Here is a 16,291-nt window from a genome sequence, read left to right as displayed (position 1 = left end):
TCATGAGTTCTATGAGTCGTGTCCGTCGTGGCCCGCGCAAGGTCCGCGGTCGCTACCTCGTCGCAGTTGCAGCATCGGCGACGCTGTCGGTCTCGGCCGTGTTCTGGATGGTCGACCGCCCACCGAGCGAGGCCGAGGTACTGGTCTCCAAATTCGTCGACGCGCTGGACAACCGCGATGTCGCGGCGGCGGCCGCACTGACGACGTACCCGAACGCCGCGACGGCAGCTCTGAATCAGATGTTCGACGGTTTGTCGGCCGACGGCAGATCGACGGGCGACTTCGACCTGACGCAGTACATGGATCTCTCCGACGAGAGCGGATTCTTCACGCTCGCGTCCGCCTGGAACTTCGGCGAAGGCAAGGACTGGAAGTACAGCGCCCAAGGCGCAACCAAGAAGCTCAGTGTCGGCTGGCGTATCGCGTGGGATCCGGCAACGCTCGTTCCGGATCTGACCTCGGGCGGGTCGGTTCGCTACACCCGCACCGACGCCGCTCCGCCGTTGATCTTCGATTCCGCGAACAACGTGCTGATGAGCGAGCGGACCATCAACGCCATCTCTCTCGACCCCGCCCAGATGAGTGATCCGGCGGCGTCGACTCAGCAACTCGCCGATGTCATCGACGTCGTCGCGCCGCTGATCACCTCCGAATCGCTACTGAAGGAACTCGATTCGGCCCACGGAGCTCCGATCACCGCAGTGACACTGCGCGACGACGACTTCGCCGTTCTCGAGGACGATCTGCGAGCGGTGCCGGGAGTGGTGGTCGCCCCGCAGCCGAAGCTCATCGTCGACGACCGTCGAATCACCTCCCCGGTGCTCGACTCCCTCCGCGACGCATGGCAATCCGGCCGCGACGCCACCGCAGGCTGGGCCGTCGACACCTACACCGTCGACGGAACCGGTGAACGACGCGTGGGATTCCAGGGACCGGGCGGACCGGACCTGCACGCAACGCTCGATCCGCGCGTCCAACTCGCGGCCGAGAACGCTGTGGTGATGGCGGGTACGTCCGCGTCGATCGTGGCGGTGTCCACGTCGACCGGGGCGATTCTCGGTGCGGCACAGAACAGTTACGCCAACGAGCAGGGCGACGTGGTGTTCGCCGGCTCCTATCCGGCCGGCACCGCGTCGGAATTGATCAAAGCCGTACAGGCCGACCGGGGCGACGACAGTGCCGAAGACGCGGCAGCACGCCTGGGTCTGGGAATTCACTATGCGATGCCCGGTCTCGACGCCTACACCGGCACCCCCGCCGACAGCCGGAGCGCGATCGACGGTATTCGGAACGTCTCCACCGCATCCGGAGCCGAGGCGACGGTGACACCGTTCGGACTTGCTCAGATGGCAGCAGCGATCTCCCGCGGCAGCGCGCCCACGCCGGCCATCGTTGCCGGGCAGACTGCAGTAGCAAACCGCGCAGCCGAGCCCATGGGCCCTGACGCTGCAGCCCGCTTGCGTGAGATCGTGGCCGCATCGTCGAACAGCAGTGGTCTCGATACGTTCGACGGCGTGCAGGGATTTGCCGGCGAGAGCGCAGACGATCGTTTCGTGCTCGCCACCAGTGGCGATGTTGCCTTCGCGGTGTATATCGAGGACGCCGACGGTGGAGATCAGGCAGTGCGCATGACGAGCCGCTTGCTGCAGGAGATGGCGAACCCCGTCGAATAGGGGCTCGATCGTTAGGCACGGTAGTTTTGTTCGGTGACTGTGCTCGATTTCGGACTGCTGGTGGTGGCCGGGTTCTTCGCCGGCCTCATCGGGTTCGTCACCGGGCTCGCATCCCTCGTGTCCTATCCGGCGCTGTTGGCGGTAGGGCTCCCCGCAGTCTCGGCGAACGTGACCAACACCGTCGCGCTGGTCGCTGCCGGAGTAGGTGCCACGGCGAGTTCGTCGGCCGAACTCGCCAAGGACGGCAAGCAGCTGATCCGATACGCCATCTACTCGGCGCTCGGCGGGACGGCCGGAGCCATCCTGTTGCTCGTCACCCCGGAGGGGTCGTTCGAAGTGATCGTGCCCTTCCTGGTCGCGATGGCTGCGATTGCACTGCTGCTGCAGCCGAAAATCCGAACGTTGTCCGGCGGCAGGCAATTTCCGACGCTGTACCCGCTGGCGCTGTTCGCCGTCGCCATCTACGGGGGCTACTTCGGAGCCGGAGCCGGGGTTATCTTCCTGGCTCTGGCGCTGATCTGTACGTCCGATACGTTTTGGCGCGCAAGCATTCTGAAGAGCTTCTTCCTCGGCATCGCCAATCTCATTGCGGCGATCATCTTCTCGTTCTCCGGCCACGTGAACTGGTGGGCCGCTCTGGCTCTCGCAATCGGCTGCTTCGTCGGCGGTGCCTGCGGGCCACCGACCGTCAAGGTGATCTCGCCGATCGTGCTCCGCGTCGGCGTCGGCATTCTGGGACTCGGCCTCGCCGGCTGGTTGGGGTACCAGGCATTCGGCTGACAGTCAGGTCAGTGCGATCAATTCCGGAGCCGCCGGGGCACCGCAGCATCCACCGGTCGTGGGGGCGTCGGGCTCGTCGAACAGGCCGGCCCCACCGCAGACGCCCGTGTCGGGCAACGTCAGCTCCACCTTTCGCGCGCCCTCGTGGTCGCCTGCCAGTTCGGCGGCGATGCTGCGAACCTGTTCGTATCCGGTCATCGCCAGGAATGTCGGCGCGCGGCCGTAGCTCTTCATGCCAACCAGGTACAGGCCGGGCTCGGGCTGAGTGAGCTCCTCGACTCCGTGTGGTGACACCGAGCCGCAGGAGTGGATGTTCGGATCCACCAGTTCGGCGACGAACTTCGGTGCCTGCAGAGTGGGATCGAGATCGAGGCGCACTTCGGACAACCACGAAAGATCCGGACGGAACCCGGTCAGTGCGACGACGCGGTCGACGTTCTCGATACGGGTGCCGCCGTCACCCACGAGGACGAGCCGATCACCCTGCACAGCAACGGCTTCGGTGCGAAATCCGGAGACCACGGTGAGGTAGCCGTCGTCGACGGCCTTCTTCGCGCGCTGGCCGAGTGCGCCTCGCGCCGCGAGTTCGTCGGCCGCACCGCCGCCGAAGACCTCCGCGGTGACGCCTCGACGCACGGCCCAAGTGAGCGTCGTGCCGGGCTCGTCGGCGGCGAGCTCTGCGAAGGTGATGATGGCGGTCAGCGCGGAGTGGCCGCTACCGGCGATGACGGTGTGTTTGCCCGCGAACTGGGAGCGAATCGCCGGATCGGCCAGATCGGGTACTCGGTAGTCGATGCGGTCGGCGGCGGCCTTCTCGCCGATGGCCGGAAGTCCCTCGCTCCCCAGTGGATTCGGCGATCCCCAGGTGCCCGACGCGTCGACCACGGCGCGAGCGAGGATGCGTTCCTCGCTGCCGTCGGAGTGGTGAACATGCACCGACAGTGGTTCGGTGTCGCGTCCGGCATCGACGACGCGGTCGCGTCCACGGCGGGCGACGCCGACCACTTCGCAGTCGACTCGTACGGTATCGCCGAGCACAGCAGCGAGGGGCGCGAGATAGTGCTCCACCCATTCGCGTCCGGTGGCGTAGGTGTCGCCGTCCGGTGGAGTCCAACCGGTGGGTTCGAGCAGTCGGGCGGCAGCCGGGTCGACGACCTCGGACCACGGAGAGAACAGCCGCACGTGATTCCATTCGGACACCGTCGACCCGGCCGACGGTCCACGTTCGAGAACGATGACGGCAGAACCGGTTTCGGTCAGGTGCGCCGCGGCAGCGAGACCGATGGGGCCTGCGCCGACCACCACTACGGGGTATTCGTTCATGACTGATCTACCTTTCCTCGTCGAACGAGAGTGTCCACTGCTACGCGTGCGGTCCGGCCGACGCCGATGAGCGTCGCCGAGGCCGGGCCGGTCCAGTCGCCGTAGCCCAGGAACACCAGCGGCGGTTCGCCGCGGACGTGATTGCCGTCCAGCATGATTCGTGATCCTTCGGTGTGCACATGCAGCGGCTGCAGATGCCGCAGTGCGGGTCGGAATCCTGTGCACCAGAGGATTACATCCAGTTTCTCCGTCGTTTGTCCGTCGGTGACACCGTCGGTGGTGATCGCGGTGAACATCGGCCGGGCGTGCAGCACTCCGCGATCCCTGGCCTCCCGCACCGGCGGGACCATGACGATGTCGCCCAGATCGGCGACCCCGCCGGTATCGGGACCGCCTGCCGCCAGAGTGCGGGACCGATCGCTGGCGACATCGAACAGCACCCGACCATCGACGTCGTCGGGGAGAAACTTGGGCTCGCGGTTGGTGAACCACAGGGTCTGCGCGACCGTGGATATCTCGGCAAGTATCTGAGCAGCCGAGTTTCCGCCGCCGACGATTCCTACTCGCTTGCCCACGAACTGACCCGGCGTTCGGTAGTCAGCGGCATGCAGCTGGGTTCCACCGAACTCGCGCATACCCGGGTAGCTCGGCCAGAACGGCCGAGACCACGTTCCCGTCGCATTGATGATTGCTGCGGCACCGTACGACTCGCCGTCGGTGTGGACTCGATAGCCCTCGGTCGTACGATGCACGGACTTCACGTCGACGGGCCTGTGCACCGGCAAGTCGTACTTCTTCTCGTACGCCCGCAGGTAGTCCACCACATGCGATGCCGGCGGAAAACCGCTGTGCCACGCCGGCATCGGCCAACCGGGTAGTCGCGAGTACTCGGCCGGCGAGAACAGATGCAGTGACGGCCAGTAGTCCTGCCAGGACCCACCGGCGTGCGTCTGGTTGTCGAGGATGACGAAGTCCAGACCGGCTCGTCGCAGGTAGTAGCCGGCGGCCAGTCCTGCCTGACCGCCGCCGATCACCACCACCTCGGTGTTCATTCGAATCAGGTTTCCGCGCTGCGCAATCGGGATACCAGTTCTCCGACGCGACCCGCGATGTCGTCACGCACCAGACGCATCCGCTCGATGCCGTCGATACTGCGTTCGGACGGTTCGTCGGTGTCCCAGTTCTCGAATCTGGGGCCGTCGACCACGTCTACCTTCGCCTCACCGCCGAGGATGACGACGTAGTCCATAAGGGCGAGCAGAGCGGGGTCGATCGGTTTCGGTACTTCACCCGACAGATCGACGCCGACTTCGAGGAGCGCCTCGGCCGAGAGTGCATTGACCGTTCCGCCCGGCTTCGTTCCGGCAGAGTGGACTTCGACCGAATCGCCGACGGCCTGGCGCATCAGGCCGGCCGCCATCTGTGACTTGCCGCCGTTCTTGACGCAGACGAACAGCACGCTGGGTGTCGTCATGACGCCGAACTCTGCTTCGCTGGAACCAGTTCGGCGATCAATTCTTCGATTCGACGCTTGATCTCATCGCGAATCGGACGGACTGCCTCGACGCCTTTTCCTGCCGGATCGGCCAGTGCCCAGTCGCGGTAGCTCACGCCGGGGAACACCGGGCACGCGTCGCCACAGCCCATGGTGATGACGACGTCGGACGTCTCGACGGCCTCGGTGGTCAGGATCTTCGGCGACTGCGACGAGATGTCGATACCGACCTCGGCCATGGCCTCCATCGCTGCCGAGTTGATGGTGTCCGCGGGAGCACTACCGGCAGAACGTACCTCGACGGTATCGCCGGCGAGATGGGTCAGAAATCCGGCGGCCATCTGAGATCGACCGGCGTTGTGGACGCAGACGAAGAGAACACTGGGTGTGTCGGACATCAGGAATCCTTCGATGACGTGGTCGTGGAAAGGCTGGGGGAGAACCGCTTCCGTAGGGCGAGGGAGACATAGACGAGGCCGACCAGGACCGGCACCTCGATTAGCGGACCGACGACCCCGGCGAGTGCCTGCCCGGACGTTGCGCCGTAGGTGGCGACGGCGACGGCGATGGCGAGCTCGAAGTTGTTGCCCGCAGCGGTGAATGCGAGGGTGGTAGTGCGTTCGTAGCCCAGGCCCATGGCGGCACCGAGTGCGTAACCGCCGCCCCACATCACCGCGAAATAAACCAGCAGAGGCAGCGCGATGCGCACCACGTCCCAGGGCTGTGAGGTGATCCGATCACCCTGTAGCGCAAAGAGAACGACGATGGTGAACAACAGCCCGTAGAGTGCCCACGGGGCGATCCTGGGGATGAACTTCTCCTCGTACCACGCACGGCCCTTGGCGCGTTCACCGAAGAAGCGCGATGCAAATCCGGCTATCAGCGGGATTCCGAGGAAGATCAGCACCGATTTCGCGATCTGCCACGGCGACGCTTCGATCGTGGTCTGCTCCAGACCGAGCCAGCCGGGCAGTACCGAGAGGTAGAACCATCCGAGGACGGCGAACATGAAGACCTGGAACACGGAGTTGATCGCCACCAGCACGGCCGCGGCCTCACGGTCTCCGCAGGCGAGGTCGTTCCAGATGATGACCATCGCGATGCATCGAGCGAGGCCGACGATGATCAGGCCGGTCCGGTACTCGGGCAGGTCGGGCAGGAAAAGCCATGCGAGAGCGAACATCAGCGCCGGTCCGAGGACCCAGTTGAGAACGAGCGATCCGATCAGCAGTCGCCTGTCGCCGGTGACGGTGTCGAGGCGGTCGTAGCGGACCTTGGCCAGTACCGGATACATCATGACGAGCAGGCCGACGGCGATCGGCAGCGACACCCCGTCGACGGAGATGGACGACAACGCGTCGTTCAGCCCGGGGATCATGCGTCCCAGGATCAGGCCGACGACCATGGCGACACCGATCCACACCGGGAGGAACCGATCGAGCGTGGAGAGTTTGCCGACGACGGCGGTGTCCGTGGTGGTGCTCATACCGTGACCACCGTGGGGTCCGCGGCGGTGAGTACCGACGACAGTTGTTGCAAGGCAGCTGGAACGACCCAGTAGTAGACCCAGGTTCCGCGTCGCTCACAGTCGAGCAGCCCGGCTTCGCGGAGCACCTTGAGGTGGTGGGAGATCGTCGGTTGCGACAGGTCGAAAGCGGGGGAGATGTCACACACGCACGCTTCGCCGCCGGCATGGCTGGCGACGAGGCTGAGCAACCGCAGGCGCACAGGATCGCCCAACGCCTTGAACATGCGGGCCAGATCCCCGGCCCAGTCCACGGTCAGCGGTTCGTGGACGAGCGGCGAACAGCATGCGCCGGCCGAGGAGGTCAGGTCTTGATTCGACATTGGTCTATATTGACCCTTGTCGAATCAGCCGTCAAGTGAACAGTCGCTGAACCCGGACCAGACGGTAGAGGACGCCGAGCAGTGTCACAACGGTGCCGATCGCGATCGACGACAAGGGCAGCGTGGCAACGAGAACCAGGCACCCGAGCGCTCCGAGCGCCTGCAGGGGGCGCGGATAGCGTCGGTGTTCGGTGCCCTGGGTGTACGCGCTGACGTTGGCGACGAGGTAATACAGCAGCACCCCGAAGGACGAGAAGCCGATGGCGTCACGAAGATCCACGACGAGAATTGCGGCACTGACGATCGCCGCCAGAGTGATCTCGGCCCGGTGCGGCACCGAGTAGCGAGGGTGGACCGCAGTCAGATACGACGGCAGATCATGGTGGCGGGCCATCGCCAACGACGTGCGTCCGATACCGGCGATCAAGGCCAGCAACGCTCCGAGCGCGGCCAGTCCGGCACCGATGCGCATGACGGGTGATGCCCACGAATGTCCGGACGACACAACGAGATCGACCAGCGGAGCCGACGACGAGGCCAGCAGGTCCGGGCCCAATACCGTCAACAATGTCACGGCAACCGCTGCATAGATCAGCAACGCGATGCCTAGTGCAGAGACGATGGCCCGTGGAATGGTGCGCTCGGGCCGCACCACTTCCTCGCCGAGGGTGGCGATGCGCGCGTAGCCGGCGAAGGCGAAGAAGAGCAATCCCGCGGACTGCAGAATTCCGTACCAGCCGTCCCCGGTGAGGGATCCCGAAGTGCCCATGCCGTCGCCGGGCGAGCCGGCAATGCCCAGAACCACCCCGATGACGAGGATGGCGAGCACCGCGGTGACGAGGATCTTCGTCAGCAGCGCCGTACGGGTGATGCCGAAGTAGTTCACCACCGTCAATGCGACAATGGCAAGGATCGCAACGACTTTCGTATGGCCGGTAGGGGCGACGTAGGCCGCGAACACCATCGCCATGGCCGCCGAGCTTGCGGTCTTGCCGATGACGAAGGTCCAGCCGGCGAGGAAGCCGGGCCACTCACCGAGTTGTTCACGACCGTAGATGTACGTCCCGCCCGACGTCGGATACTGGGCGGCGAGTTGAGCGGAGGACGTTGCGTTGCAGAACGCGACGACTGCCGCGATGGCGAGGCCGATCAGCAAGCCGGCACCCGCTGCGGCCGACGCGGGAGCGAACGACGCGAACACTCCCGCCCCGACCATCGAGCCGACACCGATGACGATTGCATCGACAAGGCCCAGTCGACGGGCCAGCGGCTGTGGGTCGGTCATGACTGGACCCGGATGTCGATCACGGCGACAACTGTAGAGGCCCCTCAACAGTGGCAACGGACCAGATGTCGGCCGCGGTCTACTTCTTCTGCTGATACACGTCCGGAATTCCGTCGTGGTCGTCGTCGCGCGTCTCTTCGATGTAGAAGTCTCGGTACGCCTTGTTGCGGGTACGCAGAATGATCGACGCGATGGACGCTGCGATGATTGAACCGGCGAGCACACCGACCTTCACGTGATCGTCGCGCTGGGTGCCTTCACCGAATGCCAGATCGCCGATCAGCAGCGACACCGTGAAACCGATACCGGCGAGCATCGCGACGCCGAAGACGTCGAGCCATTTCAAGCCGGCATCGAGGGTGGCCCGGGTGAAGCGCGAGACCAGGTAGGTGGTGCCGAAGATGCCGATGGCCTTGCCGATGACGAGGCCGGCGATGATGCCGATGGCAATCGGGTCGGTCAGGGCGCTGGCCAGGCCGGAGAAGCCGCCGACAGTCACACCGGCTGCACAGAAGGCGAACAGCGGCACAGCGATACCCGCGGAGATCGGCCGGATCTTGTGCTCGAAATGCTCGGCGAGACCGGGGCCCGCATCGGGGCCGCCGTTCGCCTTGCTCCGGATCACCGGGACGGCGAAGCCGAGCAGAACGCCTGCGACGGTGGCGTGGACACCCGACTCGTGCATGAGCACCCACGTCACCACGGCCAGCGGGATGAGCACCCACCACGAGCGGACGCGCATCTGCACGGCGACCGCGAACAGCGCGAGCGGGATCAGCGTCAGGCCGAGCGCAATGAAGTTGATGTCGTCGGTGTAGAAGATCGCGATGACGCTGACGGCCAAAAGGTCGTCGACCACGGCCAGAGTCAGCAGGAAGGTTCGCAGCGCTGTCGGCAGATGCGTGCTGATCACAGCGAGAACGGCCACGGCGAACGCGATATCGGTCGCGGTGGGAATGGCCCAGCCGAGCAGAGCGCCATCCCCGGTGCCGAGGTTGAACAGCACGAAAATGACTGCGGGAACGACCATTCCGCCGACGGCAGCGGCCACCGGCAATGCGGCGCGTGCCGGATCGCGCAGATCACCGGCAACGAACTCGCGTTTGAGTTCGAGTCCGACGACGAAGAAGAAGATGGCCAACAGCCCGTCGGCGGCCCACGTCGACAGAGTCAGATCGAGATGCAGAGCCGACGGCCCGACGCGAGTGCTCATCAATGTGTCGTAGGCGGCGGACCACGGTGAGTTGGCCCACACGAGCGCGACCACGGTGGCAACGAGAAGCAATGCGCCGCCGACGGTCTCCTTGCGTAAGACCTGTGCGATGCGGTCGGCCTCGGACCAGGAACCGCGAGAGAACAGCGGCAATCTCTCTTTGGGAATCGGTGAATCAGACACGGGAACAACGCCTTTCGGTAGCAACGTCGTGCTGAGCGCGTCCGCCGAGTCGACGGACATGTGCGCAGCACAGAACTATTGCCGACCAGACTTCCCGGCGCACCGTGAATGATCCTATCGCGAAAAGGTCCCTGTCACCGAACCGAGGGAATGAATCTGGCGATCGCGCGCCAGCCGAGCAGCAGAACCGCGGTGGAGATCGTCGCAACGACGATGAACGCGGTTGCGGTTCCCTGACCTGTCGCCGTGCGCAGGATCATGCCTCCGACGACCGTGGTGACCCACACCAGAATGCCCGTCGGAAGAACGAGGAACGCGTCGAACTTGTTGCGGTACAGAGCGAACGTCGCGATCCAGCCGACAGCGGCACCGACGACGAACGGCCACGCGGTGTGGAACAGGCCGGACAGCGCGGTGGCTTCGTCGTGACTGCGACGGCCGATCGCGGCGAACAGCACGATCATGACGAGATCGAGGACGGCAGCGACGGCCGGGGAACGAAACTTCACGGGCCCACTGTAGGACACCGACGCGAACGGCCCGCGCCTACGAGTGCAGGTGCGGGCCGTTCGGTGCCACTGGATCCCGCCCCCCAGGTCCGGATCAATGTGGGTTTCAGTCGGTTGGACTGCAACAAAGGCGCATTGATCCGGAAGGAGAGGGGTGAATCCGGAAGGCGGGGGGTGAATCCGGAAGGAGAGGGGTGAATCCGGAAGGCGGGGGTGAAACTTACGCCTGGAGGCCGGCCTCGATGTCGAGGTTCAGTGCGATCTTGTCGCCGACGACTGCGCCGCCGCCTTCGAGGGGCATGTCGATGCTGATGCCGAAGTCCTTGCGGTTGATGGTGGTGCTGGCTTCGAAGCCTGCGACCGGTCCGTTGCCCATGCCGGCGTTGACGCCGTTGAACTCGAGCTTGAGGTCGATGGACTTGGTGACGCCGTGGAGGGTGAAGTCTCCGGTGACGACGAAGTCTCCGCCGTCGGCCTTGACCGAGGTGGACTTGAACGTCGCGGTCGGGAACTTCTCGACCTCGAAGAAGTCGGCGGTCTTGAGGTGGCCGTCGCGCTGCTCGTTGTCGGTGGTGATCGAGGTGACGTCGATCTCGGCGTCGACGGACGGGGTGCCGTCGGCGGCGACGGTGACGGTGCCGCTGAAGTTCTGGAAGCGGCCGCGGACCTTGCTGACCACCAGGTGGCGGACGGTGAATCCGACGGTGGAGTGGGTGGGATCGATGGCCCAGGTGCCTGCGGTGAGCTCGGGAAGCGCGATGGCGGTGGTCATGAGGACTCCTTGTTGGGTTGAAGTTTCAAACTCATAGTACACAAGCGGACCGGGGTCCGTATATATTCCGGGTGAACGACCAGTGACGGATGCCATACCGAACAGCACGGGGCTAGGCGGTCTCCGGATCGCCTTTGGAGTCGCGATCGTGCTCGGCGGCTCGGCCGAGATCGGAGGTCTCCTGCCGCTCGAGGGCGATGTCGAATTCGAGATCGGCGTGCTGGTGCTTACGGAACAGGACGAGGAACACGATCCACCCCACGATGGCGACCAAGATGAAGCTGACCCCGCGATAGACCAGGGCCGACGCCACTGCCTGAGATGCGGTGATGGACGCGGCGCTGGTCAGGAACGCGATGAGGGTGGCGTCGACGACCACCAGGCCACCGGGTGCGAGAGGGACGGATCCGACGGCCTTGCCCGCCGCGAATGCGATGAACAGCCCGGACAGTCGTGGATCTGCGCCGACGGCGAAGCACGCGAACGCCAGGCACGCCACGTCCGCGAGCCGGTGCACGGCCGACCAGGACAGTGTGAGCGCGCCGTCCCGCTTGCCGAGCTGTACGGATTGGATCTGGCCGATGACCTTGTCGATGGCCTCGGCTCCGGCGTCGAGATCGTGGTTGCGGAACGCGTTGTACTTGCGCAGACCCCAGCGGGCGAACTGTTTGATGGACTCCGGGTGGTTCGAGATGTATCGGACAGCGGCCACGATCGCGATGACGCCGATGATCGGGAGCACCACGGTGAAGGTATTGAACGAACTACCGACCACCAGTCCGCCGGCAACGCCGAGCACTGCCAACCCGGCTGCGGCGATGACGCCGGAGATGGCGAGCTGCCAGGAGGCGACAACCGGACTCGCACCCCAGCGTCGGGTCTCGCGGTAGGTGAAGGCCGTCGAGAACACCTGGCCGGCGGGCAGAGTGAGCGACATTGCGGTGCTGCCGTAGATGACGGCCACGGACTTGCGTTGCCGCACCTGTACGCCGCCCGCGTCGAGCAGCTGCTTCTGGACTCGGCCGAACGCGCTGAGCGACACGGCTTGGGCAAATACGCACGCAGCCAGCCAGCCCCAATGGATTTCTCGTACTGCTGTCCAGGATTCGTGCAGCCGTGGCCACAGGTAGATCGCCTCGCCCACCAGCAGAGCGACCAGGGCAATTGCGGCGATCCACTTGACCCATCTCAGCCGGTTTCGCGGGCGCCGCACTGCGGGTCCGCTGGTCGAGCTGGGGTCGGGCATCCTGTCAGACTAACCGTCACTCGAGGAGGAGTCGGGATACTCCACCGGCCAGGCCAGGTGGGTTGCCCGTCGTCGGCCACGCAGTTGCACCTGGTCGCCCAACTCCCACTGTTCCTGCTCCTCGTCGTCGGCGAAGTACAGGGCCGAGGTGGATGCCAGAACGCGTCCGGGCCGCAGTTTCGCCAGTTCGGTGAGCCGCGACGCCTCGTTGACCGGGTCTCCGATGACCGTGTACTCGAAGCGCTCGGACGCGCCGATGTTGCCGGCGACGGCCAGTCCCGCCGACACCCCGATGCCGATGTCGAGTCCGGTGATCTCGTCCAGAGCGAAACGCAGTTCACGCGCCGCGGCCAAGGCCGCAGTGGGAGCGTCGGGACGGTCGAGCGGTGCCCCGAAGATCGCCAGCGCCGCGTCGCCCATGAATTTGTTGACGAAGCCGTGGTGGCGTCCGACGACGTCGACGACCACCCGGAAGAACTCGTTGAGCAACACCACGACCTCACTCGGCGGGCGTTCCGACGCGGTGGCGGTGGATCCGACCATGTCGACGAACAGCACGGCGACGAATCGTGTCTCGCCGCCCAGTTCGGTACCGAACTGCAGTGCTCGACGCGCCACGTCCTCGCCGACGTGCTGGCCGAACAGCTGACGCAGGACGCGTCGCTCGGCGGATTCCTCCATCATGCGGTTGAAGCCGACCTGGAGGCGACCGATCTCGCTGCCGTCGAACACGTCGACCTCGACGTCGGTCTCGCCGCGCTGCACGCGTTCGATGGCGTTGTGCAGTTGGCTGATCGGGTCGGAGATCTGGCTCGCCGTGAGCATCGACAGGACGAAGGCCTGCACGATGGCCAGCACGCTGAGCAGGATGATGGCCACGGCCAGTGCGTTCGGCGAGAACACCAGGTCGGTCGTCAACTGGGTGGCACACAGCAAGATGATGCCGATGACGGGCATCAACGTGCCCAGTCCCCACGTCATGGCCATGCGGGTACCGACGCCGGGCGTCATCGTGCGGTCGAAGCGGCCTTCGCTCAGTGCCAGTGCTGCGACCGGGCGCAGGATGCGTTCGCCGAGCATGTAGGTGAAACCGAAGGTGACGGTGGCGGCCATGCCGACGGTGACGATGACGGCGATGGACAGCGACGGCATCTCCGCGATGGTCAGCAGCACGAAGATGATGCCGCCGATGATCCACAGAATCAGGTGCACGATGGCCTGACGCAGCGGCGCGTGCAGCGTCGTCATCTGTTCCTTGCGGGTGGGCGGGCCGCCGCGGAGCTGCCACCTGATGACCGAGCGCAGCAGTGTGTACGCGTAGATCAGGCTGACCACCAGGGCAACGCCCAGATACGCACCGAAGATGTACACGTTGCGGACGCGGTCGGCGACGATCGATTGCGACTCCGGAATGGGCAGACCGTAGCGAACGAAGGCGAAGACCAGAACTGCGCCGAAGACGTTGGCGATGAGCATCGAGAGCATATAGAGCGGCCAGCGACTCTTCAGGGTGAGCGAGACCGCTCGGAAAGATGCCAGCACAGGTTAAATTTAGCGGGTGAGCACCGACGAGTTGCGGGCGCAAGGTACGGGGGCGTCCCCGCGCCTCACTTCGGCCGCAGATTCGGTACACCCGCTGGTACGGGTTGGGGCGGAATGGACGTGGCGACTGCTTGTCCTGTTTGCCGGATTCATCACTTTTGCCTATGCGATTGCGAAATTGAGCACGGTGGTCATCCCGCTGGGTCTGGCGCTGCTGGCGGCCGCTCTGCTGGTGCCGATCGTCGACTGGATGCAGCGCCGAGGAGTGCCGCGTGTCGCCGCGGTGATCATCGTGATCATCGCCAGCATCGGCGTCGTCGCCGGAATCATGACGTTCATCGTCGAGCAGTTCATCGAGGGGCTGCCGCAGGTGGGCGATCAGTTCACCCAATCGATCAACAGCGTCGAGGAGTGGCTCAGCAACGGGCCGCTGCACATCAGCGAAGACCAGATTCGGCAAGCGACCGACAATCTGGTCAAGGTCATCCAGGACAACCAGGAGGCCGTCACCAGTGGGGCGTTGACCACGGCGACGGTCATCGGCGAAATTCTGACCGGGGCGCTGCTGACGCTGTTCACGCTGATCTTCTTCCTGTACGGCGGTGATCAGATCTGGCAGTTCGTCACCCGGCTCGCACCGACGAAGGCGCGCAAGAAGATTCGCACAGCCGGCATCCAAGGTTTCGGGTCGCTCGTGGGATACGTCCGCGCGACGGTGGCCGTCGCCGCAGCCGACGCGGTGGGCATCGGAGCCGGACTAGCCATTCTCGGTGTACCGCTGGCACTTCCGTTGGCCTCGCTGGTGTTCATCGGCGCATTCATTCCGATCATCGGTGCCGTGCTGACCGGATTCGTCGCAGTGTTCATCGCCCTGGTGACGAAGGGGCTCATCACCGCCGTCATCACCCTGGGCATCGTGATAGCGGTCATGCAGCTCGAAGGCCATGTGTTGCAGCCACTTCTGCTCGGCCGCGCCGTTCGGCTGCACCCACTGGCCGTCGTGCTGTCCATCACCGTCGGCATTCTGCTCGCGGGCATCGTGGGCGGCTTGCTGGCGGTCCCGATCGTCGCGGTGCTCAACACCGCCGTCCGGTCGCTGCTCGCCGACGACCCCGACGAGGTGTACGAGGAACTCGATGTCAGCGACACGCTGTACTCGGCCGAACCCAGCGACCCGGACACCCCTCCCGGTTCGTCCGAGCCCGATCGACTTGCCAAGGGGGAGCTGAACACTGCAGACCCGAAGACCGATGCGGACGACTGACCGAGTGCGGCCGACGCTGAATTCGGCCGATCCCGACAGCCCGCTGTGGCGGGCCTCGCAGGCCTTCCGTCTGGTCACTCTCGTGTACGCCGTCAGTTATCAGGCCGCGACCGTCGACAACTACACCAACCCGCGGCTGAGTTGGGCGTTGGTCGCCCTGATGGCCGTATGGTCCGGGGCTTCGGCACTCCTGCTCTCGCGGGCCACCCTGCCGCGCTGGCAGGTGGTGCTCGCAGATCAGATCATCGTGATCGCCCTGATGGCGTCGACGCGGTTGGTGGCCGACTACGACTGGTACAGCACCCGCCAGACCCTGCCCACCACCCTGTGGGCCACCAACGCCGTCATCTCCGCCGCAATTCTGTTGGGGCCCAAGGGCGGTATCGCCTCGGGTGTGGTGATGTCGTTGGTCAGTGCCCTGGTACGAGACCGGTTCGACACCGACCTGTGGTCGGACGCCACCGCCCCGGTGCTGCTGTCGGCCGGGCTCGCGTTGGGATTGGCGTCGAACACAGCCCGGCGCGCCCACGAGGAATTGCGCAGTGCGGCACGGTTGGCCGCGATCACCGAGGAGCGTGAGCGACTGGCCCGACAGGTGCACGACGGGGTTCTGCAGGTGCTGGCCCTCGTCCGCCGTCGAGGTCTCGAAATAGGCGGGCCGGCAGCCGAACTCGCCGAGCTCGCCGGCGAGCAGGAAGTCGCTCTGCGCGTGCTGATCTCCGAACAGTCGGCTCCGCGCGACGATCACACCGGATCGATCGTCGACGTGCGCGCCCTGCTTCGTACTCAGGCCGGCACGTCGATCTCGGTGTCGACTCCCGCCGACCCGGTGCTCGTCGAATCCGACGTCGCCGAGGAACTCGCTGCCGTCGTGACCACTGCCCTGTCCAACGTCGAGCTTCACGCAGGTGCCGATGCGAAGGCCTACGTACTGCTCGAAGACGTCGACGGAGAGCTGATCCTGAGCATTCGTGACGACGGCCGCGGAATACCCGCCGGACGGCTCGCCGCCGCCGAGGCCGAGGGCCGGATGGGCGTCTCGAAGTCCATCCTCGGCCGGGTCGAATCTCTCGGCGGTACTGCGATACTCGACACCGGAGAGGGCGAGGGCACCGAATGGGAAATTCGGGTTCCGCGAACGAGAGGAGCGAGATGACC

General features: G+C 65.3%; 16 protein-coding genes. 4 read left to right on the top strand and 12 right to left on the bottom strand.

Annotated features, from left to right (window positions below; translation table 11 throughout):
* The first annotated feature begins 11 nt into the window (after positions 1-11).
* Complete coding sequence (locus JLZ96_RS11425; protein WP_201010712.1) at positions 12-1,673, top strand: NTF2-like N-terminal transpeptidase domain-containing protein; 1,662 nt, start codon at positions 12-14, stop codon at positions 1,671-1,673.
* A 33-nt stretch (positions 1,674-1,706) separates the two neighbouring features.
* On the top strand, positions 1,707-2,453 hold the full coding sequence (locus JLZ96_RS11420; RefSeq protein ID WP_201010137.1) for a sulfite exporter TauE/SafE family protein: 747 nt from the start codon (positions 1,707-1,709) through the stop codon (positions 2,451-2,453).
* 3 nt (positions 2,454-2,456) lie between these two features.
* On the opposite strand, the gene JLZ96_RS11415 is transcribed toward JLZ96_RS11420, so the two are convergent.
* The 12 genes from JLZ96_RS11415 to JLZ96_RS11360 all read right to left on the bottom strand — a co-directional run bounded on the left by JLZ96_RS11415 (position 2,457) and on the right by JLZ96_RS11360 (position 13,812).
* On the bottom strand, positions 2,457-3,776 hold the full coding sequence (locus JLZ96_RS11415; RefSeq protein ID WP_201010136.1) for an FAD-dependent oxidoreductase: 1,320 nt from the start codon (positions 3,774-3,776) through the stop codon (positions 2,457-2,459).
* The gene (locus JLZ96_RS11410) at positions 3,773-4,828 is read right to left on the bottom strand and encodes an ArsO family NAD(P)H-dependent flavin-containing monooxygenase (protein ID WP_201010135.1); all 1,056 of its coding nucleotides are present in this window, start codon (positions 4,826-4,828) and stop codon (positions 3,773-3,775) included. Before JLZ96_RS11410 ends, JLZ96_RS11415 begins: the two co-directional genes overlap by 4 nt.
* Before the next feature lie 5 nt (positions 4,829-4,833).
* Positions 4,834-5,250 (bottom strand): low molecular weight phosphatase family protein, encoded by a 417-nt coding sequence (locus JLZ96_RS11405; protein ID WP_201010134.1) that lies wholly within the window; start codon positions 5,248-5,250, stop codon positions 4,834-4,836.
* On the bottom strand, positions 5,247-5,669 hold the full coding sequence (locus tag JLZ96_RS11400) for an arsenate reductase ArsC (protein WP_201010133.1): 423 nt from the start codon (positions 5,667-5,669) through the stop codon (positions 5,247-5,249). The genes JLZ96_RS11405 and JLZ96_RS11400 overlap by 4 nt, the downstream gene beginning before the upstream one ends.
* Positions 5,669-6,757, bottom strand: a complete 1,089-nt coding sequence (gene arsB, locus JLZ96_RS11395; RefSeq protein ID WP_201010132.1) for an ACR3 family arsenite efflux transporter — start codon at positions 6,755-6,757, stop codon at positions 5,669-5,671. The genes JLZ96_RS11400 and arsB overlap by 1 nt, the downstream gene beginning before the upstream one ends.
* Positions 6,754-7,119, bottom strand: a complete 366-nt coding sequence (locus JLZ96_RS11390; protein WP_027495352.1) for a helix-turn-helix transcriptional regulator — start codon at positions 7,117-7,119, stop codon at positions 6,754-6,756. The genes arsB and JLZ96_RS11390 overlap by 4 nt, the downstream gene beginning before the upstream one ends.
* A gap of 31 nt (positions 7,120-7,150) precedes the next feature.
* Positions 7,151-8,404: an APC family permease gene (locus JLZ96_RS11385; protein WP_201010131.1), complete on the bottom strand. Its 1,254-nt coding sequence runs from the start codon at positions 8,402-8,404 to the stop codon at positions 7,151-7,153.
* 79 nt (positions 8,405-8,483) lie between these two features.
* Positions 8,484-9,800 (bottom strand): Na+/H+ antiporter NhaA, encoded by a 1,317-nt coding sequence (nhaA, locus tag JLZ96_RS11380; RefSeq protein ID WP_374758032.1) that lies wholly within the window; start codon positions 9,798-9,800, stop codon positions 8,484-8,486.
* A gap of 134 nt (positions 9,801-9,934) precedes the next feature.
* A complete protein-coding gene (locus JLZ96_RS11375) occupies positions 9,935-10,309 on the bottom strand; it encodes a DUF3054 domain-containing protein (RefSeq protein ID WP_201010130.1) in 375 nt (124 codons plus the stop codon).
* A gap of 220 nt (positions 10,310-10,529) precedes the next feature.
* Entirely contained in the window at positions 10,530-11,081 is a 552-nt protein-coding gene (locus JLZ96_RS11370; RefSeq protein WP_027495356.1) for a YceI family protein, read from the bottom strand.
* Positions 11,082-11,193: 112 nt separating this feature from the next.
* A complete protein-coding gene (locus JLZ96_RS11365; RefSeq protein ID WP_057474411.1) occupies positions 11,194-12,327 on the bottom strand; it encodes a TIGR00374 family protein in 1,134 nt (377 codons plus the stop codon).
* Between the two features lie 9 nt (positions 12,328-12,336).
* Positions 12,337-13,812: an adenylate/guanylate cyclase domain-containing protein gene (locus JLZ96_RS11360; protein ID WP_032367437.1), complete on the bottom strand. Its 1,476-nt coding sequence runs from the start codon at positions 13,810-13,812 to the stop codon at positions 12,337-12,339.
* A 73-nt stretch (positions 13,813-13,885) separates the two neighbouring features.
* Here JLZ96_RS11360 and JLZ96_RS11355 point away from each other — a divergent pair, with 73 nt between their 5' ends.
* Positions 13,886-15,133 carry an AI-2E family transporter gene (locus JLZ96_RS11355; protein ID WP_374758031.1) on the top strand — a complete coding sequence of 416 codons (1,248 nt, stop codon included), beginning with the start codon at positions 13,886-13,888 and terminating at the stop codon, positions 15,131-15,133.
* Positions 15,120-16,289, top strand: coding sequence for a MacS family sensor histidine kinase (gene macS / locus JLZ96_RS11350; protein ID WP_032367106.1), 1,170 nt, complete (start codon positions 15,120-15,122; stop codon positions 16,287-16,289). The genes JLZ96_RS11355 and macS overlap by 14 nt, the downstream gene beginning before the upstream one ends.
* Positions 16,290-16,291 lie beyond the last annotated feature (2 nt).

Origin of the sequence: Rhodococcus sp. NKCM2511 (assembly GCF_014905595.1) — a bacterium.
GTDB lineage: Bacteria > Actinomycetota > Actinomycetes > Mycobacteriales > Mycobacteriaceae > Rhodococcoides > Rhodococcoides fascians.
The sequence above is the reverse complement of the archived record's forward strand: the minus strand, read 5'-3'. Positions and strand labels throughout refer to the sequence as shown.

Excerpts from the sequence above, each read along its gene's own strand:
- JLZ96_RS11425 (WP_201010712.1), top strand. The coding sequence starts at position 12 with ATGAGTCGTGTCCGTCGTGGCCCGCGCAAGGTCCGCGGTCGCTACCTC.
- JLZ96_RS11415 (WP_201010136.1), bottom strand. The coding sequence starts at position 3,776 with ATGAACGAATACCCCGTAGTGGTGGTCGGCGCAGGCCCCATCGGTCTC.
- JLZ96_RS11410 (WP_201010135.1), bottom strand. The coding sequence starts at position 4,828 with ATGAACACCGAGGTGGTGGTGATCGGCGGCGGTCAGGCAGGACTGGCC.
- JLZ96_RS11405 (WP_201010134.1), bottom strand. The coding sequence starts at position 5,250 with ATGACGACACCCAGCGTGCTGTTCGTCTGCGTCAAGAACGGCGGCAAG.
- JLZ96_RS11400 (WP_201010133.1), bottom strand. The coding sequence starts at position 5,669 with ATGTCCGACACACCCAGTGTTCTCTTCGTCTGCGTCCACAACGCCGGT.
- arsB (WP_201010132.1), bottom strand. The coding sequence starts at position 6,757 with ATGAGCACCACCACGGACACCGCCGTCGTCGGCAAACTCTCCACGCTC.
- JLZ96_RS11390 (WP_027495352.1), bottom strand. The coding sequence starts at position 7,119 with ATGTCGAATCAAGACCTGACCTCCTCGGCCGGCGCATGCTGTTCGCCG.
- JLZ96_RS11385 (WP_201010131.1), bottom strand. The coding sequence starts at position 8,404 with ATGACCGACCCACAGCCGCTGGCCCGTCGACTGGGCCTTGTCGATGCA.
- JLZ96_RS11370 (WP_027495356.1), bottom strand. The coding sequence starts at position 11,081 with ATGACCACCGCCATCGCGCTTCCCGAGCTCACCGCAGGCACCTGGGCC.
- JLZ96_RS11365 (WP_057474411.1), bottom strand. The coding sequence starts at position 12,327 with ATGCCCGACCCCAGCTCGACCAGCGGACCCGCAGTGCGGCGCCCGCGA.
- JLZ96_RS11360 (WP_032367437.1), bottom strand. The coding sequence starts at position 13,812 with ATGCTCTCGATGCTCATCGCCAACGTCTTCGGCGCAGTTCTGGTCTTC.
- macS (WP_032367106.1), top strand. The coding sequence starts at position 15,120 with ATGCGGACGACTGACCGAGTGCGGCCGACGCTGAATTCGGCCGATCCC.